The sequence below is a fragment of the Streptomyces sp. NPDC049687 genome (assembly GCF_044465285.1).
Lineage (GTDB): Bacteria > Actinomycetota > Actinomycetes > Streptomycetales > Streptomycetaceae > Streptomyces.
The window spans coordinates 201,570-224,854 of record NZ_JBITLN010000012.1 but is presented as its reverse complement, the minus strand read 5'-3'; the positions used below and the strand labels follow the sequence as shown (position 1 = coordinate 224,854).

At 70.7% G+C, this 23,285-nt stretch carries 23 protein-coding genes, 5 tRNA genes and 1 pseudogene; 20 read left to right on the top strand and 9 right to left on the bottom strand.

The genetic code is table 11. The features are described 5' to 3' along the window. Nucleotides 1-3,738 carry a nitrate- and nitrite sensing domain-containing protein gene (locus tag ACIBVL_RS32465; RefSeq protein WP_399102754.1) on the bottom strand — a complete coding sequence of 1,246 codons (3,738 nt, stop codon included), beginning with the start codon at nucleotides 3,736-3,738 and terminating at the stop codon, nucleotides 1-3. A 581-nt stretch (nucleotides 3,739-4,319) separates the two neighbouring features. Between ACIBVL_RS32465 and ACIBVL_RS32460 the strand changes: the two genes are divergently transcribed. From ACIBVL_RS32460 to ACIBVL_RS32420, 9 genes are all read left to right on the top strand, one after another. Then, complete coding sequence (locus tag ACIBVL_RS32460) at nucleotides 4,320-4,508, top strand: hypothetical protein (protein ID WP_399102753.1); 189 nt, start codon at nucleotides 4,320-4,322, stop codon at nucleotides 4,506-4,508. Nucleotides 4,509-4,639: 131 nt separating this feature from the next. Beyond that, nucleotides 4,640-5,425, top strand: coding sequence for a fumarylacetoacetate hydrolase family protein (locus tag ACIBVL_RS32455; RefSeq protein WP_399102751.1), 786 nt, complete (start codon nucleotides 4,640-4,642; stop codon nucleotides 5,423-5,425). Continuing rightward, the gene (gene gltX / locus ACIBVL_RS32450; RefSeq protein ID WP_399102750.1) at nucleotides 5,418-6,902 is read left to right on the top strand and encodes a glutamate--tRNA ligase; all 1,485 of its coding nucleotides are present in this window, start codon (nucleotides 5,418-5,420) and stop codon (nucleotides 6,900-6,902) included. Before ACIBVL_RS32455 ends, gltX begins: the two co-directional genes overlap by 8 nt. A 97-nt stretch (nucleotides 6,903-6,999) precedes the next feature. Beyond that, nucleotides 7,000-7,731 (top strand): HAD family hydrolase, encoded by a 732-nt coding sequence (locus tag ACIBVL_RS32445; protein ID WP_399102747.1) that lies wholly within the window; start codon nucleotides 7,000-7,002, stop codon nucleotides 7,729-7,731. Between the two features lie 91 nt (nucleotides 7,732-7,822). Then, nucleotides 7,823-7,894, top strand: a tRNA-Gln gene (locus ACIBVL_RS32440). A 21-nt stretch (nucleotides 7,895-7,915) separates the two neighbouring features. Continuing rightward, nucleotides 7,916-7,988, top strand: a tRNA-Glu gene (locus ACIBVL_RS32435). Between the two features lie 29 nt (nucleotides 7,989-8,017). Continuing rightward, nucleotides 8,018-8,090: transfer RNA gene (locus tag ACIBVL_RS32430), tRNA-Glu, on the top strand. A 19-nt stretch (nucleotides 8,091-8,109) separates the two neighbouring features. Continuing rightward, a tRNA-Gln gene (locus ACIBVL_RS32425) sits at nucleotides 8,110-8,181 on the top strand. 29 nt (nucleotides 8,182-8,210) lie between these two features. Next, a tRNA-Glu gene (locus ACIBVL_RS32420) sits at nucleotides 8,211-8,283 on the top strand. 58 nt (nucleotides 8,284-8,341) lie between these two features. Here ACIBVL_RS32420 and ACIBVL_RS32415 read toward each other — a convergent pair. Next, a complete protein-coding gene (locus ACIBVL_RS32415) occupies nucleotides 8,342-8,986 on the bottom strand; it encodes a MerR family transcriptional regulator (protein WP_399102745.1) in 645 nt (214 codons plus the stop codon). 38 nt (nucleotides 8,987-9,024) lie between these two features. Here ACIBVL_RS32415 and ACIBVL_RS32410 point away from each other — a divergent pair, with 38 nt between their 5' ends. Next, nucleotides 9,025-9,522 carry a DUF4188 domain-containing protein gene (locus tag ACIBVL_RS32410; protein WP_399102743.1) on the top strand — a complete coding sequence of 166 codons (498 nt, stop codon included), beginning with the start codon at nucleotides 9,025-9,027 and terminating at the stop codon, nucleotides 9,520-9,522. 71 nt (nucleotides 9,523-9,593) lie between these two features. Here the strand turns inward: ACIBVL_RS32410 and ndgR are convergent, their stop codons facing one another. Beyond that, nucleotides 9,594-10,310: an IclR family transcriptional regulator NdgR gene (gene ndgR / locus ACIBVL_RS32405; protein ID WP_015036427.1), complete on the bottom strand. Its 717-nt coding sequence runs from the start codon at nucleotides 10,308-10,310 to the stop codon at nucleotides 9,594-9,596. A gap of 189 nt (nucleotides 10,311-10,499) precedes the next feature. On the opposite strand from ndgR, the gene leuC reads away from it, so the two are divergent. From leuC to ACIBVL_RS32385, 4 genes are all read left to right on the top strand, one after another. Then, on the top strand, nucleotides 10,500-11,930 hold the full coding sequence (gene leuC, locus ACIBVL_RS32400) for a 3-isopropylmalate dehydratase large subunit (protein ID WP_399102742.1): 1,431 nt from the start codon (nucleotides 10,500-10,502) through the stop codon (nucleotides 11,928-11,930). 6 nt (nucleotides 11,931-11,936) lie between these two features. Continuing rightward, the gene (gene leuD / locus ACIBVL_RS32395; RefSeq protein WP_399102740.1) at nucleotides 11,937-12,530 is read left to right on the top strand and encodes a 3-isopropylmalate dehydratase small subunit; all 594 of its coding nucleotides are present in this window, start codon (nucleotides 11,937-11,939) and stop codon (nucleotides 12,528-12,530) included. Between the two features lie 266 nt (nucleotides 12,531-12,796). Continuing rightward, nucleotides 12,797-13,027, top strand: a complete 231-nt coding sequence (locus ACIBVL_RS32390; protein WP_399102738.1) for a hypothetical protein — start codon at nucleotides 12,797-12,799, stop codon at nucleotides 13,025-13,027. A gap of 137 nt (nucleotides 13,028-13,164) precedes the next feature. Beyond that, nucleotides 13,165-13,803, top strand: a complete 639-nt coding sequence (locus tag ACIBVL_RS32385; RefSeq protein WP_399102736.1) for an HU family DNA-binding protein — start codon at nucleotides 13,165-13,167, stop codon at nucleotides 13,801-13,803. 82 nt (nucleotides 13,804-13,885) lie between these two features. Here ACIBVL_RS32385 and ACIBVL_RS32380 read toward each other — a convergent pair whose 3' ends face one another. Further along, a complete protein-coding gene (locus ACIBVL_RS32380) occupies nucleotides 13,886-14,089 on the bottom strand; it encodes a hypothetical protein (protein WP_399102735.1) in 204 nt (67 codons plus the stop codon). A gap of 9 nt (nucleotides 14,090-14,098) precedes the next feature. Continuing rightward, nucleotides 14,099-14,737 carry a 2-phospho-L-lactate guanylyltransferase gene (cofC, locus tag ACIBVL_RS32375; protein WP_399102733.1) on the bottom strand — a complete coding sequence of 213 codons (639 nt, stop codon included), beginning with the start codon at nucleotides 14,735-14,737 and terminating at the stop codon, nucleotides 14,099-14,101. A gap of 161 nt (nucleotides 14,738-14,898) precedes the next feature. Here cofC and ACIBVL_RS32370 point away from each other — a divergent pair, with 161 nt between their 5' ends. The 3 genes from ACIBVL_RS32370 to ACIBVL_RS32360 are packed head-to-tail and all read left to right on the top strand — an operon-like array spanning nucleotide 14,899 to nucleotide 17,929. Then, the gene (locus ACIBVL_RS32370; RefSeq protein WP_399102730.1) at nucleotides 14,899-15,705 is read left to right on the top strand and encodes a lysophospholipid acyltransferase family protein; all 807 of its coding nucleotides are present in this window, start codon (nucleotides 14,899-14,901) and stop codon (nucleotides 15,703-15,705) included. Then, nucleotides 15,702-16,712, top strand: a complete 1,011-nt coding sequence (locus tag ACIBVL_RS32365; protein WP_399102728.1) for an NAD(P)H-dependent glycerol-3-phosphate dehydrogenase — start codon at nucleotides 15,702-15,704, stop codon at nucleotides 16,710-16,712. The genes ACIBVL_RS32370 and ACIBVL_RS32365 overlap by 4 nt, the downstream gene beginning before the upstream one ends. 59 nt (nucleotides 16,713-16,771) lie before the next feature. Continuing rightward, entirely contained in the window at nucleotides 16,772-17,929 is a 1,158-nt protein-coding gene (locus ACIBVL_RS32360; RefSeq protein WP_399102726.1) for a D-alanine--D-alanine ligase family protein, read from the top strand. Between the two features lie 3 nt (nucleotides 17,930-17,932). Here the strand turns inward: ACIBVL_RS32360 and ACIBVL_RS32355 are convergent, their stop codons facing one another. Next, complete coding sequence (locus ACIBVL_RS32355) at nucleotides 17,933-18,433, bottom strand: DUF3515 domain-containing protein (protein WP_399102724.1); 501 nt, start codon at nucleotides 18,431-18,433, stop codon at nucleotides 17,933-17,935. Between the two features lie 20 nt (nucleotides 18,434-18,453). Next, nucleotides 18,454-18,687 (bottom strand): Lrp/AsnC family transcriptional regulator, encoded by a 234-nt coding sequence (locus tag ACIBVL_RS32350; protein ID WP_079659261.1) that lies wholly within the window; start codon nucleotides 18,685-18,687, stop codon nucleotides 18,454-18,456. A gap of 206 nt (nucleotides 18,688-18,893) precedes the next feature. Between ACIBVL_RS32350 and ACIBVL_RS32345 the strand changes: the two genes are divergently transcribed. Beyond that, nucleotides 18,894-19,859 (top strand): thiamine-phosphate kinase, encoded by a 966-nt coding sequence (locus tag ACIBVL_RS32345; RefSeq protein ID WP_399102722.1) that lies wholly within the window; start codon nucleotides 18,894-18,896, stop codon nucleotides 19,857-19,859. Then, on the top strand, nucleotides 19,856-20,656 hold the full coding sequence (gene thiD / locus ACIBVL_RS32340) for a bifunctional hydroxymethylpyrimidine kinase/phosphomethylpyrimidine kinase (RefSeq protein WP_399102720.1): 801 nt from the start codon (nucleotides 19,856-19,858) through the stop codon (nucleotides 20,654-20,656). Before ACIBVL_RS32345 ends, thiD begins: the two co-directional genes overlap by 4 nt. Here thiD and ACIBVL_RS32335 read toward each other — a convergent pair. Next, nucleotides 20,631-20,990 (bottom strand): annotated as a pseudogene (locus ACIBVL_RS32335) (FAD-dependent oxidoreductase); the annotation flags it as partial. The gene thiD and the pseudogene ACIBVL_RS32335 sit on opposite strands and share 26 nt — an antisense overlap. 158 nt (nucleotides 20,991-21,148) lie before the next feature. Then, nucleotides 21,149-21,334, bottom strand: coding sequence for a 50S ribosomal protein L28 (gene rpmB / locus ACIBVL_RS32330; protein ID WP_003993230.1), 186 nt, complete (start codon nucleotides 21,332-21,334; stop codon nucleotides 21,149-21,151). 224 nt (nucleotides 21,335-21,558) lie between these two features. Here rpmB and ACIBVL_RS32325 point away from each other — a divergent pair, with 224 nt between their 5' ends. Beyond that, nucleotides 21,559-23,244 carry a DAK2 domain-containing protein gene (locus tag ACIBVL_RS32325; RefSeq protein ID WP_399102718.1) on the top strand — a complete coding sequence of 562 codons (1,686 nt, stop codon included), beginning with the start codon at nucleotides 21,559-21,561 and terminating at the stop codon, nucleotides 23,242-23,244. Nucleotides 23,245-23,285 lie beyond the last annotated feature (41 nt).

The window sequence follows — 23,285 nt, the reverse complement described above, 5'->3', positions numbered from 1 at the left end:
CTAACGCTCCTGCGGGTGAGTGGGGCTCGGGAAACTGCCGGTCTGACCGTTGCCGGCCTGACGACCCTGCGCGATGCCCCGACGAAGATTGGTCAGCCGTCCGCGCACGTCGTCAGGCGCACGCGAGACCTGCGGACCGGTTTGGTGCTGTTGCTGCTGAGCTGTGCCCGGGACGAGGTTCGCCCGGGGCACCCGGCGCGGCAGACCGGAAGTGGTGACGCCGCCCGCGGCCGGCTGCCGGACGCGCTCGGCCTGCCGGACGAGCTCGTCGTTCGGCGAGGTGCGCCACGAGGCGCTGGTGGGACCGGTCGGAGCGGGGCGCTGCGGAGCGGCCGGAGCCTGCGGCTGTTGCTGCTGCGGAGCCGGACCGCCCTGCTGCTGACCGTGGAACCAGTTGGTCTCCAGGGTGTCGTACAGCGGGGTGCGGCCGTCGCCCGGACCCGGGGCCGGCGGCAGTGCCCACCCGTCGTCCGGCCCTCGGCCCTCGGCGGGCCGCTGCGCGGGACGCGGCGGAACCGGCGGCTGCGGGGTGCCGTAACCGCCGGCCCCGTTGCTCTGGGGACGCTCGAACTGTCCCGTGGACGACGGGTCCTGGCGGCCGGGCAGCGCGTGCTGGCCGGTGGAGGAGCTGTCGTAACCGGGCGTGCCGAACTGGCCGGTGGAGCCGTTGTCGTACGCCTGCGGAGCGAACTGGTTCGGGTTCGCCGGGGCGTTCTGCCCGCCCGGCGTGCCGAAGACGTCGGACCGGGTGAAGCCGTTGTCCTGCGGGGCGCTGGTGCCCGGGCGCTGGAACTGGCCGCTGTCCAGCCGCCCGTTGCGGCCCTGAGGACCGCCCACGGCCGGGAACTGGCCCGTGCCCTGCAGACCGTTCGCACTGAAGTCGGCCGGACCGGCCGGACCCTGACGATCGTCGAAGCGCGGTATCTCGGCGGTGGAGCCGGGACCCCGGAGGTCGTCGATGCGCGGCATGCTCGAGGTCTGCGCGACGTCCGGCTCCTCGTGGCCGCGCGGGGCGTCCAGCGGGGTGCGCGGCACCGGCGGCTGGGCGTTCTCGTCGCCCCAGCTGGTCACGCGCGGCTGCGGGTTGCCGCCGGGCAGCTCCGCGCGCGGACCGCCGCGCGGCGGAAGCTGCGGCTGACGGCCACGCTGCTCGCCGTTGTTGTTCTTGCGCGGCGCGCGTCCGCCGCCGAAGAGGTCCTGGCCCTGGCCGTCGGTGCCGGCGCTCTGCAGACCCTGCGGCGCGCCCGGCGCCTGACCGCCGAAGCCGGCGCCCGCACCGGCCGGAGCCGGACGGCCCTGCTGCGGCGACGCCGGGGACTGCGGCCCGCGCGGCGGCTGGCCGGGACGGCCACCGCCGTCACGGCCGGGCAGCGCGGCCCGGGGACCCTGCCCCGGGGCGAGCCGGCCGTTGCCGCCCTGTCCCGAGCCGAGGGCACCGCCACCGCCCGGGGCACCGGCGCCGAGCGCACCGCCCTGCGGACCGCTCTGGCGACGCGCGGCGGCAACGCCTGCGGCGGCCTGCGCGGCGGCCGGACCGCCCGCGGCACCGCCCTGACCGGGCTTGGGCTGGGGCTTCTTGCCGCCCTGGGCGACGTCCACGGGCAGCATGACCAGCGCGGTCGTACCGCCGGAGTCGGACGGGCGCAGCTGGATGCGGATGCCGTGGCGCTGCGACAGACGACCGACCACGAAGAGGCCCATGCGCCGGGAGACCGACACGTCCACGGTGGGCGGCGAGGCGAGCCGCTCGTTGATCGCGGCGAGGTCCTCGGGGGAGAGACCGATACCGGTGTCGTGGATCTCGATCAGGACGCGGCCGTCGGGCAGCGCGTGACCGGTGACCTTGACCTTGGTCTGCGGCGAGGAGAACGAGGTGGCGTTCTCGAGCAGCTCGGCGAGGAGGTGCACGAGGTCGTTGACGACCCGGCCGGCCACTTCGGTGGACGGCACGGAGGCCAGTTCGATGCGCTCGTACTGCTCCACCTCGGACGCGGCGGCGCGGAGCACGTCGACCAGCGGGACCGGACGGGTCCAGCGGCGGCCGGGCTCCTCACCCGCGAGGACGAGGAGGTTCTCACCGTTACGGCGCATACGCGTCGCGAGGTGGTCGAGCTTGAAGAGCGAGGACAGCTGGTCCGGGTCGGCCTCGCGGGACTCCAGCTCGGAGATGAGCGAGAGCTGGCGCTGGATCAGACCCTGGGAGCGGCGCGAGAGGTTGGTGAACATCGCGTTGACGTTGCCCCGCAGCAGGGCCTGCTCGGCGGCGAGGCGGACGGCCTCGCGGTGCACGTCGTCGAAGGCCGCGGCCACCTGGCCGATCTCGTCCCGGGAGTGCACACCGACCGACTCCACGGACGTGTCGACGTCCTGCGGGTCGGACTCGGAGAGCTGCTTGACCAGCTCGGGCAGCCGGTCCTGGGCGACCTTGGTGGCGGTCTCCTGGAGCCGGCGCAGTGAGCGGATCATGGAGCGGGCGACGATGAACGCGCCGACCAGCGACACACCGAGCACGAGCAGGATGAGCGCACCGGAGATGATCGCCTCGCGCTCCGACTCGGCGCGCAGCTCACGCGCCTTCTGCTCCATCTGCTCGAGCAGCGTGTGCTCGATGTTGTTCATCTGACGGATCTTGGTGGTCGAGTCGTCGATCCAGTCCTGGTACGACCGCTGGTCCTGCGAGGTCAGACCGCTGGCGGAGGCGAACGCGCGGGAGGCGTAGGTGTCCGACTCCTCGATCACCGGGTTGTTCTGCTCGATGGGCTTCAGCAGCTCCTCGGCGCCGTCGTCGCCGTAGATGCTGCGGAAACTCGAGAGCTCGGAGTCCTCGTTGTCGAACGCCGCCGCGCCGTACTGGCGGTCGTTGTTGGAGAGGTCGCCGTACGTCGTGCGGTTCGCCGGGAGGGCGGCCGCGAGCACGGCGCGCTGGACGGAGGCGAACTCCTTGGCGCTCGAGAAGGCGGCCAGCGCGCGGGTGCGCTGGATCATCTCCGGGTTGCTGGTGGCCTGGGCCATGTCCTGCGAGAGGTCCAGCAGCTTGGTGATGAGCTGGTGGTAGGCGTCGACCGTCTGGGAGGAGTTGTCCTTCTCCGTGTAGGCGGTAGAGCGGATCTTCTGGAGGTTGGCCAGGTCGGCGAGGAGACCGATGAGGCTGTCGCGGACACCCTGGAGGTTGCCGTCCTTGGAGGCGGTGTTGATCTCCTCGGAGGCGTCCTGGAAGGCGGTCACCGACCGGTCCGTCTTGGTCCGGTAGCCCTTGATGCCGAAGTCGGTCGCCTTGGTGCCGTGCGCCAGCGGTCCGGCCGAGCGGTCGCGCTCCTCCTGGAGGGCGACGGCGAGCTCGGTGGCCTGCTTCGTCATGTCCGTCAGCAGCTTCATGTTGTCGAGCTGCTTGATGTCGTCCATGGACTGGTTGATGCGCAGCGCGCCCAGCGTGGTGGCCGCGACCACCGGCAGGGTCAGCAGCGCCACCAGACGCGTGGAGATGCGCCAGTTGCGCAGCGCCACGCGCGGGCCGGGGCCGGGGGGGCCGGCCGGGGGCTTGACCGTCGGAGTCGGGGTAAGGGGGCTCGGCGACGCGGACGCGCCGGGGCGCCCGGGGCGCTCACCGCCGTCGCCGGACGGGGCCGGGCCCGGGTTCTGGGCGTGCTGGGGCGAGGAGCTGCCATTGCTGGGGGCAGTCCCGCCGTGCGGCTCCGGCTCCGCCGAAGCACTGCCATCCCTCTTGAAACGTCCCTGCACTAGCGTCGCAACCTCTGGACCAGGCGCCCTTCCGGATGAACGGAAGGACGGTGTCGGCGATTTGAGGGGCGCCCTGAATTACGCCCTTCGGGTGGTCGGGGAGTGACCGGCCGCTGGTTCCCCCTATCTCGCCGCCACTCGGCGCTTGTGCGCCCCGGTGCGCCGGCTCGATCCTGCGGCGGTCCGTGAGATTCCAGCACAGTGCCGGACCTCCAACAAGGTGTGTTGGCCGGGCTGTGACATGCGTGACAGCTTGTGAGGGCGACGTTACGGGACGTAGAAACTGATCCCGAATAAAGCGGGCATAAGCGTGCGAAGCGCCGGAGGGTGGCGGGTGTCCCAGTCGCCATGATCAGGAGCGGAATGGGCGCTTCATGGGCATAATGCCCGTTTCGTTGCGGTCGCTCGATGGTCGGCCGCCGGTGTGAATTGACCGTTTTGACTGTCAGTTCGTGAGCAAACTCACACGGTGATCATGAGGCCTTCACGCCTTCCCCGGGAATCGCATGTTTAGCCTGACGCTTTACAGAGATGGCAAAACCGACAAGCCGACCCCCGAGCAGACAGGGCCCAGTACAACAGTGAAGACGACGACGATGTTCCACAGGATCGCCAACCCGCAGCGCACGACGCTGGCGCACCTCAAGGACGCCGACGAACTGCAGCTCCCGGAGCAGCCGGAGCACTCCGTCGAACTCCCCGCCCAGACTGCCAATCCCAAGCGCACCATCCTCATGGAGGCCCCGGTCGCGGCCTCCGTCACCGAGTAGAACGGAAACCGGCCGCCGAATACTCAAAGCGGCCCCCACGGATGTCAAGGGCGTCCCCGGCCGGGGGCGCCCTTCCGCGTTAGCCTGGAGCGTCACACTCCAGCCAGCTCAGTCAAGGGGCCAACCAACCCGTGCGCATCGCCAGGTTCTCCATCGACGGCAACGTCGCCTTCGGCGCGGTCGAGGGCGACAAGCCGGACGAGCTCGTCCTCGACATCATCAAGGGCATCCCGTTCGCGGACCACGAGCTCTCCGGTACGAAGGTGCCGCTGAGCAAGGTCCGGCTGCTCCCGCCCGTCCTGCCCAACAAGGTCGTGGCCTTCGGCCGCAACTACGCCGAGCACGCGCGCGAGCTGGGCAACGAGGTGCCCGACGCCCCGTTCGCCTTCTTCAAGCCGTCCACCTCGGTGATCGGCCCCGGCGACGACATCCAGTACCCGGCGTTCTCCGAGGAACTGCACCACGAGGCCGAGCTCGCGGTGGTCATCGGACGTATGTGCCGCGAGGTCCCGCGCGAACGCGTGGCGGACGTGATCTTCGGCTACACCTGCGCCAACGACGTCACCGCGCGGGACGTCCAGAAGCGCGAGAAGCAGTGGGCGCGGGCCAAGGGCTTCGACACCTCCTGCCCGCTCGGCCCCTGGGTGGAGACGGACCTGGACCTCGCCACCGCGTCCGACCTCACGATCCAGCTCACGGTCGACGGCCAGCAGCGCCAGCTCGGCCGCACCAGCGAGATGATCCACTCCATCGAGGATCTGATCGTCAACATCACCGAGGCCATGACGCTGCTCCCCGGCGACGTGATCCTCACGGGCACCCCGGCAGGGGTCGGCCCCCTGGCTGTCGGCGACGAGGTCGCCGTCACCATCGAAGGCATCGGCACTCTCACCAACAAGGTTGTCAAGCGTGGCTAGCGCATCCGCCCCAGCAGTCCGTGTCCGTTTCTGCCCCTCGCCCACCGGTAACCCCCACGTGGGCCTGGTCCGCACCGCCCTGTTCAACTGGGCGTTCGCCCGGCACCACCAGGGCACCCTGGTCTTCCGTATCGAGGACACCGACGCGGCCCGCGACTCCGAGGACTCGTACAACCAGCTGCTGGACTCGATGCGCTGGCTGGGCTTCGACTGGGACGAGGGCCCCGAGGTCGGCGGCCCGCACGCGCCGTACCGCCAGTCGCAGCGGATGGACATCTACCGCGACGTGGCCGAGAGGCTCCTCGCCGCCGGCCACGCCTACCACTGCTACTGCTCCCAGGAGGAGCTGGACACCCGTCGCGAGGCCGCCCGCGCCGCCGGCAAGCCGTCCGGCTACGACGGCCACTGCCGTGACCTGACCGACGAGCAGGTCGCGGAGTACCAGGCCCAGGGCCGCACCCCGATCGTCCGCTTCCGCATGCCCGACGAGACGATCACCTTCACGGACCTGGTCCGCGGCGAGCTGACCTTCACCCCGGAGAACGTCCCGGACTACGGCATCGTCCGTGCGAACGGCGCGCCGCTCTACACCCTGGTGAACCCGGTCGACGACGCGCTGATGGAGATCACGCACATCCTGCGGGGCGAGGACCTGCTCTCCTCGACCCCGCGCCAGGTCGCCCTCTACAAGGCGCTGATCGAACTGGGCATCGCCCAGCGGATCCCGCACTTCGGCCACCTCCCCTACGTCATGGGCGAGGGCAACAAGAAGCTGTCGAAGCGCGACCCCCAGTCGTCGCTCAACCTCTACCGCGAGCGCGGCTTCCTCCCCGAGGGCCTCCTCAACTACCTCTCCCTCCTCGGCTGGTCGCTCTCGGCCGACCAGGACATCTTCACGACGGCCGAGATGGTCGCCGCCTTCGACATCGCGGACGTCAATCCCAACCCGGCGCGCTTCGACCTGAAGAAGTGCGAGGCGATCAACGCCGACCACATCCGCCTGCTGGACGTGAAGGACTTCACGGAGCGCTGCCGCCCCTGGCTCGGGGCCCCGTTCGCCCCCTGGGCGCCGGAGGACTTCGACGAGACCAAGTGGCAGGCGATCGCGCCGCACGCGCAGACCCGCCTGAAGGTCCTGTCGGAGATCACCGACAACGTCGACTTCCTCTTCCTCGCCGAGCCGGTCTTCGACGAGCCGAGCTGGACGAAGGCGATGAAGGAGGGCAGCGACGCGCTGCTGCGCACGGCCCGCGAGAAGCTGGAGTCGGCCGACTGGACGTCCCCGGAGTCGCTCAAGGAGGCCGTCCTGGCCGCCGGCGAGGCCCACGGCCTCAAGCTCGGCAAGGCCCAGGCCCCGGTCCGCGTCGCCGTCACCGGCCGCACGGTCGGCCTGCCCCTCTTCGAGTCCCTGGAAATCCTGGGCAAGGAGAAGACGCTGGCCCGCGTCGACGCGGCGCTGGCGAAGCTCGCGGCATAACGCCGGGACATGCGTGAGGGGTGGCACCGGTGGACTCGGGTGCCGCCCCTTCGCCGTCCCCCGGACAGCGCGGTCACCTCCGCGTTACCGTCGGATCATGAGCATTCGCGCCGTGGTCTGGGACGTTGACGACACTCTCTTCGACTACACGACCGCGGACCGGGAGGGCATGCGGGCGCATCTGGTCGCCGAGGGGCTGATGGCCGGGTTCGGGACCGCGGAGCAGGCTCTCGCCCGGTGGCGGGAGGTCACCGATCAGCAGTGGGCGCGGTTCTCGGCGGGGGAGGTCACGTTCGAGGGGCAGCGCCGGGACCGGGTGCGGGTGTTCCTGGGCGCGCGGCTCACCGACGACGAGGCCGACGACTGGTTCCTGCGGTACCGCACGCACTACGAGGCCGCCTGGGCGCTGTTCCCGGACGTCCTGCCCGTGCTGGACGCCCTCGCCGCCACCCACCGGCACGCGGTGCTCTCCAACTCCAGCCTGACCGTCCAGGACCACAAGCTGCGCGTCCTCGGGGTGCACGACCGCTTCGAGACCATCCTGTGCGCGGCGGAACTGGGTGTGTCCAAGCCGGAGGCCGCCGCCTTCCTCGCCGCCTGCGACGCCCTGGAGCTGGCCCCGCACCAAGTCGCCTACGTCGGCGACCACCCGGAGATCGACGGACGGGGCGCCGCCGACGCCGGCCTGCTCTCGGTGTGGATCGATCGGTACGGCGGTACGGCGGCCGTCGAGGTGACGCCCGGACGGCACCGGATCGCCACCCTCGCCGAACTGCCCGCGATCCTCGCCCCGGATACCCGTTTTGGAGCGCAGTCCACCTTCGGGTAATGTTCTTCCTGCGCCGCCGGGGAGCGGGCCGAAAGGCCGGAACCCGGGGGAGCAAACTAGAACAAGATCCCCTCCGGGGCTTGCGTTCCAGTGGCCTATGGTGTAATTGGCAGCACGACTGATTCTGGTTCAGTTAGTCTTGGTTCGAGTCCAGGTAGGCCAGCTCGCAGAGCTCATCTGCAAAGCCCCCGTTGTGTAGCGGCCTAGCACGCTGCCCTCTCAAGGCAGTAGCGCCGGTTCGAATCCGGTCGGGGGTACTGGTTCCGATCGGTTCGGAACCGCTAGGGCCCCCGTTGTGTAGCGGCCTAGCACGCCGCCCTCTCAAGGCGGTAGCGCCGGTTCGAATCCGGTCGGGGGTACGACTGGTCTAAACCACATTGGTCTATGGTGTAATTGGCAGCACGACTGATTCTGGTTCAGTTAGTCTTGGTTCGAGTCCAGGTAGACCAGCTCGGACCTGCGGAAACGCAGCGTCCAACGCCCCCGTTGTGTAGCGGCCTAGCACGCCGCCCTCTCAAGGCGGTAGCGCCGGTTCGAATCCGGTCGGGGGTACGTCACAGAAGGCCCTCCGCTTCGGCGGAGGGCCTTCTCCCGTGTCCGGTCTCACGTCTCACGCGAAGCCGTAGCGCCGCGCCGACTCCTCCTCCTGGGCCAGCCGGTGCAGTGCCTGCAGCATCGGCTCGACGAGGATCGCGCCCAGCACCGCCGTCTCGATCCGCTCCGCCTCCGACTCCCGCGTCTCCACGAAGTCCAGGTCGAGCACGGCGGCCTGGTGCATCAACCGGGCGTACGACACGAGCAGTTCGGCGTTCCAGTCGTAGCCGAGGCGGCGCAGCGCGGCCACGGCCACCACGAGCGAACGGTACGCGGGGGAGACGGTGGTCAGCAGGCGGGCGTTCGCCCACCCCAGCGTGCGCAGCAGTTCGTCCGCCTCCTGCTGGGCGGCCCGTACGTGCTCGTCCTCCGCGTCCGGCTCCGGGACCTGGGGCAGCGCCCACAGGGCCGCGCCGAGGCGGATCGTACGGCCCAGGGAGTCGTCGTCGACGTGCCCGAGGACCTCCCGGACCGTCGCCACCGGGATCCGGCCCACCTGGATCATCGCCCGCACCAGCCGCAACCGGCGCAGATGCTCCTCGTCGTACTCGGCGGTCGTCGTGTTGATCTGGCGGCCGGGCGGCAACAGGCCCTCGCGCAGGTAGTACTTGATCGTCGCCGTGGCGACCCCGCTGCGCTCGCTCAGCTCGGCCAGTCGCATCCCTTGCGCCCCTTCTTGGTCAGCGCCACTATCCAAACATGTCTGCAGTCAGCCGTACCACCGCGGATGCGCAGGGTGACGTGGTCGTCCTGCTCATCGGGATGAGGGTCAACCATTTCTGGGCCGTGCACCAGTGGGTGCCGGTGATGCTGGCGATGTTGCGGATGCTGGCGGAGCTGAAGAAGGAGCCGAGCCGGGGGCTGCTCTCCCGGGTGCTGCTGACGGCCTCGCCGCGCACGTACTACGTCGTCCAGTACTGGGAGTCCAAAGAGAAGCTCTACGCGTACGCGAGCGCGCCCGACGCGTTCCATCATCGGGTGTGGGCGAGGATCAACCGCCTGGAGAAGGGCGGGAAGGTACGCGGGCACGTGGGGATCTGGCACGAGGCGTATGTCGTGCCGGAGGGGTCGTACGAGGCGGTCTACGGGGACATGCCGGCGTTCGGGCTCGCGGCGGCGCACGGGCAGGTGCCGTTGGAGCAGAGGGGGCGGTACGCGGAGGACAGGTACGCGTACCGGTCGGAGCGGAAAGCCTGAGCCGGTCCCGAAGAGCCTGCCGCGGCGTCGGGGCCGGCTCTTTTCCGGGAGTGTGCTCGTGAGAGGGCGGCTCAGCCCGTCCTGCGCAGGGCCTCCGACAGGCGGGCCGCCGCGTCGATGACCGCCTGGGCGTGCATGCGGCCCGGGTGGCGGGTGAGGCGCTCGATCGGGCCGGAGACGGACACGGCGGCAACCACGCGGTTGGACGGGCCGCGTACGGGCGCGGAGACCGACGCGACGCCCGGCTCGCGCTCGCCGATGGACTGGGCCCAGCCCCGGCGTCGTACGCCCGACAGGGCCGTCGCCGTGAAGCGGGCGCCCTGAAGGCCGCGGTGCAGGCGCTCCGGCTCCTCCCAGGCCATGAGGATCTGCGCCGAGGAGCCGGCCTTCATGGTGAGCGTGGAGCCGACCGGGACCGTGTCCCGAAGGCCGGACAGGCGTTCCGCCGCGGCGACGCAGATACGCATGTCGCCCTGGCGGCGGTAGAGCTGCGCGCTCTCGCCGGTGACGTCCCGCAGGTGCGTGAGCACCGGGCCCGCGGTGGCGAGGAGGCGGTCCTCGCCGGCCGCCGCCGCCAGTTCCGCGAGGCGGGGGCCGAGGATGAAACGGCCCTGCATGTCACGTGCCACCATGCGGTGGTGTTCCAGGGCCACGGCCAGTCTGTGGGCCGTTGGTCGTGCGAGCCCGGTGGCCGCGACCAGTCCCGCGAGGGTGGCCGGACCGGACTCCAGGGCGCTCAGGACAAGGGCTGCCTTGTCCAGAACGCCCACGCCGCTACTGTTGTCCATGAAACGATATTCCCGTCTCACTCTGTGAAACGCAAGTTCATTTTTCCGTGAGACGCGCAACCCTTGGATGCATGGCGGCCCGGAGACCAGCGGGCCTGGCGGCGGGTGCCCGGGAACAGGGGCCGTGGGCGTCGCCTCCACAAGATCTCTAGTTGGGCCGGTGCGTCATTGCCGGCCGGAGGGAAAGCGATGGGTAGGACACTCGCGGAGAAGGTCTGGGACGACCACGTCGTCCGGCGCGCCGAGGGCGAGCCCGACCTCCTCTTCATCGATCTGCACCTGCTGCACGAGGTGACCAGCCCCCAGGCCTTCGACGGTCTGCGTCAGAACGGCCGCCAGGTGCGTCGTCTCGACCTCACCATCGCGACCGAGGACCACAACACCCCGACCCTCGACATCGACAAGCCGATCGCCGACCCGATCTCCCGCGCGCAGCTGGAGACGCTGCGCAAGAACTGCGCGGAGTTCGGCGTGCGGCTGCACCCGCTCGGTGACGTCGAGCAGGGTGTCGTGCACGTGGTGGGTCCGCAGCTCGGGCTGACCCAGCCGGGCACCACCGTCGTCTGCGGCGACTCGCACACCTCCACGCACGGCGCCTTCGGCGCGCTGGCGTTCGGCATCGGCACCTCGCAGGTCGAGCATGTGCTGGCCACCCAGACGCTGCCGCTGGCCCGCCCCAAGACCATGGCGATCACGGTCGACGGCGAGCTGCCCGAGGGCGTCACCGCCAAGGACCTGATCCTGGCGATCATCGCCAAGATCGGTACCGGTGGCGGCCAGGGCTACATCCTCGAATACCGCGGCTCCGCCATCGAGAAGCTCTCGATGGAGGCCCGGATGACCATCTGCAACATGTCGATCGAGGCCGGCGCCCGCGCGGGCATGATCGCCCCCGACGAGACGACCTTCGAGTACATCAAGGGCCGCGCCCACGCTCCCGAGGGCGAGGACTGGGACGCGGCGGTGGAGTACTGGAAGACGCTGAAGACGGACGAGGACGCGGTCTTCGACGCCGAGGTGCACATCGACGCCGCCTCGCTCTCGCCGTTCGTCACCTGGGGCACCAACCCCGGCCAGGGCGCGCCGCTTTCGGCCGAGGTCCCCGACCCGGCTTCGTACGAAGACGCTTCGGAGCGCTTCGCCGCCGAAAAGGCCCTGGAATACATGGGGTTGGAGGCCGGACAGCCGCTGCGCTCCATCAAGGTGGACACCGTCTTCGTAGGCTCCTGCACCAACGGCCGCATCGAGGACCTGCGCGCCGCCGCCGACATCCTCAAGGACCGCAAAGTCGCCGACGGCGTACGCATGCTGGTCGTTCCCGGCTCCGCGCGGGTCGGTCTGCAGGCCGTCTCCGAGGGCCTGGACGTGGTCTTCAAGGAGGCCGGCGCCGAATGGCGGCACGCGGGCTGCTCGATGTGCCTGGGCATGAACCCCGACCAGCTGGCCCCCGGTGAGCGCTCCGCGTCCACCTCCAACCGCAACTTCGAGGGCCGGCAGGGCAAGGGCGGTCGTACGCACCTGGTGTCGCCGCAGGTCGCGGCCGCCACGGCCGTCCTGGGCCACCTGGCCTCCCCGGCCGACCTGTCCGACGCCGAGACCCGTACGCCCGCTGGAGTCTGATCAGTCATGGAAGCATTCACCACGCACACCGGCCGGGCCGTCCCGCTGCGCCACTCCAACGTCGACACCGACCAGATCATCCCTGCTCACTGGCTCAAGAAGGTCACTCGGGACGGGTTCGAGGACGGTCTGTTCGAGGCCTGGCGCAAGGACGGGAGCTTCATCCTCAACCGCCCCGAGCGGCAGGGTGCGACCGTCCTGGTCGCCGGCCCCGACTTCGGCACCGGCTCCTCCCGTGAGCATGCCGTCTGGGCGCTGCAGAACTACGGCTTCAAGGCCGTGATCTCGTCCCGCTTCGCCGACATCTTCCGTGGCAACTCGCTGAAGAACGGCCTGCTCACGGTGGTGCTGGAGCAGAAGATCGTGGACGCGCTGTGGGAGCTCACGGAGAAGGACCCCACTGCTGAGGTCACTGTGGACCTTGAGGCGCGTGAGGTGCGCGCCGAGGGCATCACGGCCTCCTTCGAGCTGGACGAGAACTCCCGCTGGCGGCTGCTGAACGGGCTGGACGACATCTCCATCACCCTCCAGAACGAGGCGGACATCGCCGCGTACGAGGCCAAGCGTCCGACGTACAAGCCGAGGACGCTCCAGATCTGAGCCGGAGCCCCGGGGGCAAGGCGAGTTTCGGCCACCCTCACATCCCTCCTGTACCCCCGATCGACCCGATCGGGGGTACAGCCGTGTCTGGGGCCGTGCGAACCGGTGAACCTTCGCCGTTCCTCCCAACTTCCCACGTTAGGCCGGTGGTTGTCGGGGTACGCGCCTTGTGTGGACGTGGCCTCCGTCGGTGCCCGGACGGCCGTTTGAGGCGGCAGTTGCCCCCTGGGCGGGCGACAACTCGCCCCAGATGGCACAATCTGTGCATGGAACACGACGGCCAACTCGAGCTCTATACGGCGGTCGCGAACCAGCTCAAGGAAGCGCACGCAGCGGTGCGCGCACTGCAAGTCCCGGAGGGCGTACGGATGGCGCTGACCCGGAAGCTGCTGGTCATTACGGCCGCGGCCAAGCACGATCTCGCCGATGCGACAAGGCGGCTGGAGCGGTTTATGACGGACCTCGACGAGGGGCGAATGCCCGAAGAGAAGCGTTGATCGCCTCCAAAGCAGCCGAGTTCGTTGCGGCACAAGGGTGATTAGCCCGTTTCGTGTTTGATTTGCGGTATATATCTGCCTAACGTGCGAAAAAGCTTGAACACTTTCGTTCTGGCGATGTCTCCGAAGGGGAAGACGTGAACAAGGCGCAGCTCGTAGAAGCGATTGCCGACAAGCTGGGCGGCCGCCAGCAGGCCGCCGACGCGGTCGACGCGGTCCTGGACGCCATCGTCCGCGCGACCGTCGCGGGTGACCGGGTCTCGGTCACCGGCTTCGGTTCGTTCGAGAAGGTCGACCGGCCGGCCCGCTACGCTCGCAACCCCCAGACGGGCGAGCGGGTTCGGGTCAAGAAGACGTCCGTCCCGCGCTTCCGCGCAGGCCAGGGCTTCAAGGACCTGGTGAGCGGCTCCAAGAAGCTGCCGCGCGGTGGCGAGGTCGCCGTCAAGAAGGCCCCCAAGGGCAGCCTGACCGGTGGCGCCTCGGCGACGGTCAAGAAGGCCGCCGCGAAGAAGGCCACCACCAAGGCGGCCGCCTCGAGGAAGACCACCCCCGCGAAGAAGACGACGGCGGCCGCGAAGAAGACCGCGGCCACCGCGAAGAAGACGACCGCCAAGAAGACGACGGCGGCCGCCAAGAAGACCAGCACCGCCAAGACCGCCGCCGCGAAGAAGACCACCCCGGCGACGAAGGCGACGGCCAAGAAGGCCCCGGCCAAGAAGTCGACCGCGCGCAAGACCACCGCCAAGAAGGCCACGGCCCGCAGCAGCCAGTCGTAGGACACCAACGGCGGCAAGGGCACTCACGCGCCGGGCCGGACTCCCTCTCGGAGTCCGGCCCGCGGCGTGTTCGGCCCCGTGCTCAGAACGTGTGCAGGGTGACGAGGGTGATGCGCCGGGCGTCCCCCTCGCCCTCGGTCTCGATCCGCACCCGCTGCCCCGGCCGCAGCAACCGCAGCCCACCCGCGTCGAACGCCGGCGCGTCGAAGGGCACCGGGGTGCCGTCGTCCAGCAGCACCTGCCCACTGCGGGTGTCGGCGTCGTACGTGTATGCGGTGGCCTGCATGGTCGCAGCCTACTGCCCGATACCCAGCAGTCGCGCGGCCGCGGCGGCCGTCCGGGGTCCCACGCCGAGCGCCAGGGCCGTCCGCAGGTCGTCGCCGGTGTCCACGTCCTGGCGTACGGAATCCACCGCCGTGAGACGGAGTTCCTCGGCGCCCGAGGCGCGGTGCCGGGCGCGGGAATCCGGGCCGAATGCGGGGAGCAATTCACGGCCGGGGGAGACCGCGAGAAGTGTCGTGCCGATTGCGGCCGCGTCCGGAAGAAAAGCGCGCGGGAATTCCGCGGCCGCGTCCAGGACCCGGGCCAATTCCAGCGGGCGCAGGGCCGGCAGATCGGCGTTGAGGGCCGCCACCGGAGTTTCGGGACCTGATCGCCGTACGACTGCCGCCGCGTGCGTCAGAGCCGCGTTAAGGCCCGCGCGGGGCTCGTCGGGGACGATGCCGGCCCCCAGCGCCGCCAGTGTGCGCGCGGCCAGCGTGTCGTCCGTGACGACCGCCACATCCCCTACCGCGGCGCAGGCCAGCGCGGCCGCCACCGTGTCCTCGGCGAAGGCGAGGGCGAGACCCGGGCGCAGCCCGTCCGCGGCGGTGTCCGCGAGCCTGCTCTTGGCCAGCGCCAAGGGCTTCAGGGGTATGACCAAGGTCCACTGCACGGCGTACCGTCCCTCTCTTCTCGCGGCCATTGTCACCCGGCCCATCCGCCGGTCGGGCGGCCGGGCGTACGGTGTTCTCGACAGACCGGCGGCCCGGGGCGACACTTGTGCGGCCCCAGGCCCGAAGGGAAGCCAGGGAAGTCCTAGAGGAAGGTGTCCGTGTGCCCCGCCGGAGAATCGGCTTCTGGTACCGCTTCGCAGCGGTCCTCTGCAAACCGCCGCTGGTGGTTCTGATCAAGCGGGACTGGCGTGGAATGGAGCACATTCCCGCCGATGGTGGATTCATCACCGCGGTGAACCATAATTCGCACGCCGATCCCTTCGCGTACGCGCACTTCCAGTACAACACCGGACGAGTGCCGCGGTTCCTCGCGAAGAGTGCGCTGTTCAAGGAGGGGTTCGTCGGCGCCGCGATGCGCGGCACCGGGCAGATCCCCGTCTACCGCGAGTCGACGGACGCGCTGAGCGCCTTCCGGGCCGCGATCGACGCCGTGGAGCGCGGCGAATGCGTCGCGTTCTACCCCGAGGGCACCATCACCCGGGACCCGGACCAGTGGCCCATGACCGCCAAGACCGGTGCCGCGCGCGTCGCCCTGCAGACCAAGTGCCCGGTGATCCCGGTCGCCCAGTGGGGCGCCAACGAACTGCTGCCGCCGTACGCCAAGAAGCTCAACCTTCTTCCGCGCAAGACCCACCACGTGCTCGCCGGCCCGCCCGTGGACCTGACGCGCTTCTACGACAGGGAGATGACCCCGGAACTCCTGAAGGAGGCCACCGAGGTCATCATGGCCGCCATCACCCGCCAGCTGGAGGAGATCCGCGGCGAGAAGGCGCCGAAGACGCCGTACGACCCGCGCCGCGAGCGGATCGAACAGCGGCGCCGGACCCAGGCGGAAACCGCTGCGCAGTCCAGTACCCAGGCGGAAATCGCCGCGCAGTCCAGTCATGAGGGGGAGAAGAGCAAGTGAGCAAGCCCGTCAAGGCGGCTGTCTTCGGCACCGGATCCTGGGGTACCGCCTTCGGCACGGTCCTCGCCGACGCGGGCTGCGAGGTGACGCTGTGGGCGCGCCGCCCGGAGCTCGCCGACGCGGTCAACTCCACCCGGACCAACCCCGACTACCTCCCCGGCGTCGAGCTCCCCGAGAACCTCCGTGCCACCGCCGACCCCGCCGAGGCCGCCCGGGACGCCGATTTCACCGTCCTCGCGATCCCCTCCCAGACGCTGCGCGCCAACCTCGCCGACTGGACCCCGCTGCTCGCCCCCGGCACCGTCCTCGTCTCGCTGATGAAGGGCGTCGAACTCGGTACGACCATGCGGATGAGCGAGGTCATCGAGGACGTCGCCAAGGTCGGCCAGGACCGGGTCGCCGTCGTCACCGGCCCCAACCTGGCCCGGGAGATCGCCTCCCGCATGCCGGCCGCGGCCGTGGTCGCCTGCACCGACGAAGGCGTCGCCCAGCGCCTCCAGGCCGCCTGTCACACCCCGTACTTCCGCCCGTACACCAACACCGACGTGGTGGGCTGCGAGCTGGGCGGCGCGGTGAAGAACGTCATCGGTCTGGCCGTCGGCATCGCGGACGGCATGGGGCTCGGCGACAACGCCAAGGGCTCGCTCATCACCCGCGGCCTCGCCGAGACCACCCGCCTCGGCCTCGCCATGGGCGCCGACCCGCTCACCTTCGCCGGACTCGCGGGTCTGGGCGACCTGGTGGCGACCTGCTCCTCGCCGCTGTCCCGCAACCACACCTTCGGCACCAACCTCGGCAGGGGCATGACCCTGCAGGAGACCATCGCGGTCACCAAGCAGACCGCCGAGGGCGTCAAGTCCTGCGAGTCCGTGGCGGATCTGGCCCGCCGGCACGGCGTCGACATGCCCATCACCGAGACGGTCGTGGACATCGTCCACGAGGGCAAGCCTCCCCTGGTCGCGCTCAAGGAACTGATGTCGCGCAGCGCGAAGCCCGAACGACGCTGAGCGAACCCGGCGGGTGGACGCTGACTCCCGGCCCTACCACCGGGTACTCTCATGCCGATATGAGCACCGAGAACCTCCCCCAGAGCCCCGAGCAGCCGCCTCGCAAGCCGCGAGTGGCCGTCGTGTCCGGTGGCCGCAGCTCCGAACACGGGATCTCCGTGGTCACCGCAGGAGCCGTCCTCCGGGCGATCGACCGGACCAAGTACGAGGTCCTGCCGATCGGTATCACCCGGGACGGCCGGTGGGCCCTCATCGCCGACGACCCCGAGCGCATGGCGATCACCGACCGCCGTACGCCGGACATCGACGCGCTCGCCGAGTCGCGGGAGGGCGGCGTGGTGCTCCCCGTCGACCCCGCCAACCGCGAAGTCGTCTACAGCGAGCCGGGATCGGTGCCCAAGGCGCTCGGTGAGGTGGACGTCGTCTTCCCCGTCCTGCACGGCCCCTACGGCGAGGACGGCACCCTGCAGGGTCTCCTGGAACTCTCCGGTGTCCCGTACGTCGGCTCGGGCGTGCTCGCCTCGGCCGTCGGCCAGGACAAGGAGTACATGAAGCGGGTGTTCACCTCCTTCGGGCTCAAGGTCGGCCCGTACGTGGTGATCAGGCCGCGCGAGTGGCAGCAGGACGAGTCCGCCGCCCGCAAGAAGATCGTTGACTTCGCCGGCGAGTACGGCTGGCCGCTGTTCGTGAAGCCCGCGCGCGCGGGTTCCTCGATCGGCATCACCAAGGTCGACGACCTGTCCGGGCTCGACGAGGCGATCGCCGAGGCCCAGCGCCACGACCCGAAGATCCTCGTCGAGGCGGCGCTGCGGGGCCGTGAGATCGAGTGCGGCGTCCTGGAGTTCGAGGACGGCCCGCGGGCCTCCGTGCCGGCCGAGATCCCGCCGCCGGACGCGCACGCGTACTACGACTTCGAGGCGAAGTACATCGACTCGACCCCGGGCATCGTCCCGGCCCCGCTCACCCCGAAGGAGACGGCCGAGGTCCAGCGGCTCGCGGTGGACGCCTTCGAGGCCGCCTCCTGCGAGGGACTGGTCCGCGCGGACTTCTTCCTCACCGAGGACGGTGAGTTCGTCATCAACGAGATCAACACGATGCCGGGCTTCACCCCGATCTCGATGTACCCCGCGATGTGGCAGGCGAGCGGAATCACCTACGAGGAACTGGTGGACCGCCTGATCCAGGCAGCACTTCGCAGGTCCACAGGACTGCGGTAGTTCTCAGTCGGCGATCCCCTCGGGGATCGCCTTCTTGACGGCCGACGCCAGGTCGATCAGCGCCGACGAACTGTCCGTCCCCTCCGGCACCGTCACCTCGACATAGGCGCGGCGACCGGCGGTGGTGAACCGGTACCCCCCGCCGTCCCTCTTCTCCATCAGCCAGTCGACGCCGTTCACGCCGCCCGCGACCGCGTCCGGGTCGGCGCCCTGGGCCACCTTCGGATCCACCATCTTCGGCGGCCGCTGAACACCGCAGCGCAGTATGATCGCCGGGTTCCCCCAGCCCGCGGTCAGCGCGGAGGCGGGCTCGGGATCCCGGCGGTCCATACCGTCCACCTTCGACGGCAGTGCCTCGTCCAGGTTCCGGCACAGGCGCGCGACCTTCGTCGTGGGGCTGGGAACCGCGGCCGACGCGCCGTCGTCTGCCGATGAGCAGCCCACGGCGGCGCAGAGCAGAACAAGGGCGGGCACACCACTGAGCCGGTGACGGAAAAGGTTCACCGGCCAAGGGTAGACGGGGGCTACAGATGCACGACCGGGCAGGTCAGGGTACGGGTGATCCCGTCCACCTGCTGAACCTTGGCGACCACCATCCGGCCGAGGTCGTCCACCGTGTCGGCCTGGGCCCGCACGATCACGTCGTACGGTCCCGTCACGTCCTCGGCCTGGACCACGCCGGGAATCTTGCTGATCTCCTCGGCGACGGTCGACGCCTTGCCGACCTCCGTCTGGATCAGGATGTACGCCTGTACCACGGAACCTCCAGGGCGGCCACGAGGATCATGTGGGGAAAAGGAACGCCACGGTATCGCGTCGCCACGCGCCGCGGGGAGACCCGGGGGGAGCGCGGCCCCCGTGCCGGGGTGCGGGGATGGCAGAGGTTGACGGTCACATCGACCGTATCGAGGACACTGGTCCTGCGCGACCGGGCACGTGACAGGACAGAAGGGGCGTAAGGGAAATGAAGGGCACTGTTGGTGAGCTCGGGGAGTTCGGGCTCATCAGGGAGCTCACCTCCCGTCTCACCACCACCTCGGCGGTGCGGGTCGGTCCCGGCGACGACGCCGCGGTGGTCGCCGCGCCCGACCGCCGGGTCGTGGCCAGCACCGACATCCTGCTGGAGGGCCGGCACTTCCGCCGCGACTGGTCCACCGCCTACGACGTGGGCCGCAAGGCCGCCGCCCAGAACCTCGCCGACATCGCCGCCATGGGCGCGGTGCCGACCGCCCTGCTGCTCGGCCTCGTCGTGCCCGCCGAGCTGCCGGTCACCTGGGCGAGTGAGCTGATGGACGGCCTGCGCGACGAGTGCCAGGTCGCCGGCGCCTCCGTGGTCGGCGGTGACGTGGTGCGCGGCGACACGATCATGGTGTCGATCACGGCCCTCGGCGATCTGCGCAACCAGGAGCCGATCACCCGGGGCGGCGCCCAGCCCGGCGACCTCGTCGCGGTGACCGGCTGGCTGGGCTGGTCCGCCGCCGGGTACGCGGTCCTCTCCCGCGGCTTCCGCTCGCCCCGCGCCTTCGTCGAGGCCCACCGCCGCCCCGAGCCGCCGTACCACGCGGGCCCGGCCGCCGCCGCGCTCGGCGCGACCGCGATGTGCGACGTCAGCGACGGACTCATCGCCGACCTCGGGCACATCGCCGAGGCCAGCAAGGTCCGCATCGACATCCGCTCCGGCGCCATCGACATCCCCACCCAGATGAACGACATCGGACAGGCCGTCGGCGTCGACCCCATCCAGTGGGTGCTGACCGGGGGAGAGGACCACGCGATCGTGGCGACCTTCCCGCCGGACGTGAAGCTGCCCGCCCGCTGGAAGGTGATCGGCGAGGTCCTCAACCCGTCCGCGCTGCCCCAGGTGACGGTCGACGGGGCGCCCTGGACCCTGCAGGGCGGCTGGGACCACTTCGGGGACATGGAGTCGTGAAGCCCACCGTGCTGACGGTGGCCGGCTCCGACTCCGGCGGCGGGGCGGGCATCCAGGCGGACCTGAAGACGATGCTCGCGCTCGGGGTGCACGGGATGAGCGTCGTCACGGCGGTCACCGCGCAGAACTCCCTCGGCGTACAGGGTGCTTGGGAGCTGCCGGCGGAGGCGGTGCGGGCGCAGTACCGCAGCGTGGTGGACGACATCGGGGTGCGGGCCGTGAAGACCGGCATGCTGGCTTCCGCTCAACTGGTCGAGACCGTGGCCGAGTTGATCGCGGGCACGGACGTCCCGGCCGTCGTGGACCCGGTGGGAGTCTCCAAGCACGGGGACTCGCTGCTGGCCGCCTCCGCGCTGGACTCCGTACGCTCCCAACTGCTTCCGGCGGCGACCGTCGCCACCCCCAACCTCGACGAGGTCGCCCAACTCACCGGCGTACGGGTCGAGTCGGAGACCGACCTGCGGGAGGCCGCCGCGGCCGTCCTGTCGTACGGGCCGCGATGGGTGCTCGTCAAGGGCGGCCATCTCCCCGGCGACGCCGTGGACTTGCTGACCGACGGCACCGAGGAGCACTGGCTGCGCGCCCCACGGCACGACAACCGGCACACGCACGGCACGGGCTGCACCCTCGCGTCGGCGATCGCGTCGCACCTCGCGCTGGGGCGGCCCGTGCCGGAGGCGGTGAGGGCGGCCAAGGAGTACGTCACCGGGGCGATCGCCGCCGGCTTCGCGCTCGGCGGCGGGATCGGACCCGTGGACCACGGCTGGGACCTCACACGGGGTAGGCGCGGAGCCTGATGCCGGTCGCCGCCTTCAAGGTGAGCCTCCGGAAGAAGCCCGCCACCAGGCGGGAGCCGAGCAGCCGGTACATCCGGTCCCGGCTGCGGATGCGCCGCTCGGTCGGCGGGGCGAAGAACGGGCCCGCGTTGCCGGAGATCTTCTGGCAGCCCTTGGCGAAGGACCGGATCCGGGTCTCGTACTCGGCGAACGCGGTCCGGTGGTCAACGCCCGCCAGGGCCAGCTCACCCGCGAGGACGTACGCGCCGACGATCGCCACGCCCGTCCCCATCCCGCCCATCGTCGCCCCGTACCCGGCGTCCCCGAGCAGCGCCACCCGGCCGACGAGGATGCGCACGGTCTCGCCGATGCCGAACCACTGGCGGCGCACGCTCCAGGGCGTTCTCGAGTCTGTCGGGTGGGTTCCGTTGTCAGGTACAGCGAAAAGCCGGTCCACCGAGGTGGACCGGCTTTTCGCAGCGAACCAGCAGTGGCCGCGCGCTTAGCTGTGCGTCAGCGCGAGACCTTGCCGGCCTTGATGCACGAGGTGCAAGCGTTCACGCGCTTCGGCGTCCCGCCGACCACGGTACGCACACGCTGGATGTTCGGGTTCCAGCGGCGGGACGTACGGCGGTGCGAGTGCGAGATGTTGTTGCCGAAGCCCGGCCCCTTGCCGCAGACGTCGCAGTTGGCAGCCACGGGTCACTCCAAAGACTTCAGATGCACTTACGGTTGATCCCGGCATGCCGGGATCAGGATCATGGGATCTGAGTGGCGTTGCCAGGGGAAGAGCCCGATCTGCATCGGGCAACCGGAGCAGCATACAACGACTGCGCCAGTACAACGAAACTACCACGGCCGGTCGGGTGCTTTCCCGCCCGGGGTCTACGCTGCGTCCAGTCCAGCAGCTCAGGGAGGCGCAGGTGGCGCAGGTGCCGCAGACATTCTTCGATGCTCTCGCGGTGCGCACCTGGTGCGGACTCGCGCTCACGGCGCTGGGCCGGGCGCGCGAGGAGATCGACGCGATCAACGTGTATCCCGTCGCGGACGGGGACACCGGCACCAACCTCTATCTGACCGTCGAGTCCGCCGTGGCCGCGGTGGAGGCCGTGTTCGCGGGGCACGAGGCCGGCGCTTCCCCGGGCAACCCCTCCCTCTCCGACGCCGCGCGCGCGATGGCGCACGGCGCGCTCATAGGGGCGCGCGGGAACTCGGGGACGATCCTCGCCCAGCTCCTGCGCGGCATGGCCCAGGTGCTCGCCGTGGAGGGTGAGGCCCTTCGCGCCGACGGGGACGGGCTGCGGCTGGCTCTGCGGCACGCGGCCGACTCCGCCCGCCGGGCCGTCGCCCACCCCGTCGAGGGCACGGTCCTGTCGGTCGCCGCGGCCGCCGCCGACGCGGCCGAGGGAGCCGGCGGAGACTGCGGGACGGTGGCCCGCGCGGCCTACCGGGGGGCGTGCGCGGCGCTGGCCGCGACTCCGGCCCAGCTGGCGGTCCTGGAGCACGCCGGAGTGGTCGACGCGGGCGGGCGGGGACTGGTCGCGGTTCTCGCGGCCCTGGTGGAGACGTTCACGGGGGAGGCGCCGGTGCTCTCCGGGGCCGTGACCGGATCCGTGGCCGGGGCGCACACGCGCGTGGAGCCCGTTCCGGCGGAGGACTGCGCCGACGGGCCGGACGGCGAGGGTGGCCCCGCCTTCGAGGTGATCTACCTGCTCGAGGCCGAGGACGCGGCAGTGGACCGGCTGCGGCGGCGCCTCGACGCCCTCGGGGACTCACTCGTCGTGGTCGGCGGCGACGGCCTGTGGAACGTCCATGTGCACGTGGACGACGCCGGCGCCGCCGTCGAGGCGGGGGTCGAGGCCGGACGGCCGTACCGGATCCGCATCACCCACTTCGGCGCCGGCGACGCGCACACGCGCGGGAGCGAACGTCCGGCCCGCGAGCGCGCCCAGCGGGCCGTCGTCGCCGTCGTGCCGGGCGAGGGCCTGGCCGGGCTCTACGCCGAGGCCGGCGCTACCACGGTCCTCGCGCTCCCCGGGGAGCCGCCCGCCAGCGGGGAACTCGTCGAAGCCGTACGGCGCGCCCACGCGCGCGAGGTCGTCCTGCTGCCCAACGACGCCGATCTGCGCCACACCGCCGCCGCGGCCGCCGAACAGGCCCGCGCCGAGGGCATCCGGGTGGCGCTGATCCCCACCCGCTCCGCGGTCCAGGGGATCGCCGCGCTCGCCGTGCACGAGCCGGACCGCCGCTTCGACGAGGACGTCGTCTCCATGACCTCGGCGGCCGGCGCCACCCGCTACGCCGAGGTCGCCGTCGCCGAGCGCCAGTCGTGGACCATGGCCGGCATCTGCCAGGCCGGCGACGTCCTCGGGCTCGTCGACGGCGACGTGGCCGTCATCGGCGCCGACGTCACCGCCACGGCCGCGGCCGTCCTGGACCGCATGCTGTCGGCGGGCGGCGAACTGGTCACCCTGGTGCTCGGCGACGAGGCCCCCGCGGGGATCGCCGAACACCTGGAGGCACGGGTGCGGGAGGCGTACCTGGCCGTGGACACGGTGGTCTACCGGGGTGGACGGCAGGGCGCGCTGCTGCTGATCGGCGTGGAGTAGGAGTACCGGGGATCGTTCAACGATCCCCATGCTCCCGGGGA

What these genes read in the sequence shown, in the direction of transcription:
- ACIBVL_RS32445 (WP_399102747.1), top strand. Translation starts at nt 7,000, where the DNA reads ATGAGCATTCGCGCCGTGGTCTGGGACGTTGACGACACTCTCTTCGAC.
- ACIBVL_RS32415 (WP_399102745.1), bottom strand. Translation starts at nt 8,986, where the DNA reads ATGCGACTGGCCGAGCTGAGCGAGCGCAGCGGGGTCGCCACGGCGACG.
- ACIBVL_RS32410 (WP_399102743.1), top strand. Translation starts at nt 9,025, where the DNA reads ATGTCTGCAGTCAGCCGTACCACCGCGGATGCGCAGGGTGACGTGGTC.
- ndgR (WP_015036427.1), bottom strand. Translation starts at nt 10,310, where the DNA reads ATGGACAACAGTAGCGGCGTGGGCGTTCTGGACAAGGCAGCCCTTGTC.
- leuC (WP_399102742.1), top strand. Translation starts at nt 10,500, where the DNA reads ATGGGTAGGACACTCGCGGAGAAGGTCTGGGACGACCACGTCGTCCGG.
- leuD (WP_399102740.1), top strand. Translation starts at nt 11,937, where the DNA reads ATGGAAGCATTCACCACGCACACCGGCCGGGCCGTCCCGCTGCGCCAC.
- ACIBVL_RS32390 (WP_399102738.1), top strand. Translation starts at nt 12,797, where the DNA reads ATGGAACACGACGGCCAACTCGAGCTCTATACGGCGGTCGCGAACCAG.
- ACIBVL_RS32380 (WP_399102735.1), bottom strand. Translation starts at nt 14,089, where the DNA reads ATGCAGGCCACCGCATACACGTACGACGCCGACACCCGCAGTGGGCAG.
- ACIBVL_RS32360 (WP_399102726.1), top strand. Translation starts at nt 16,772, where the DNA reads ATGAGCACCGAGAACCTCCCCCAGAGCCCCGAGCAGCCGCCTCGCAAG.
- ACIBVL_RS32345 (WP_399102722.1), top strand. Translation starts at nt 18,894, where the DNA reads ATGAAGGGCACTGTTGGTGAGCTCGGGGAGTTCGGGCTCATCAGGGAG.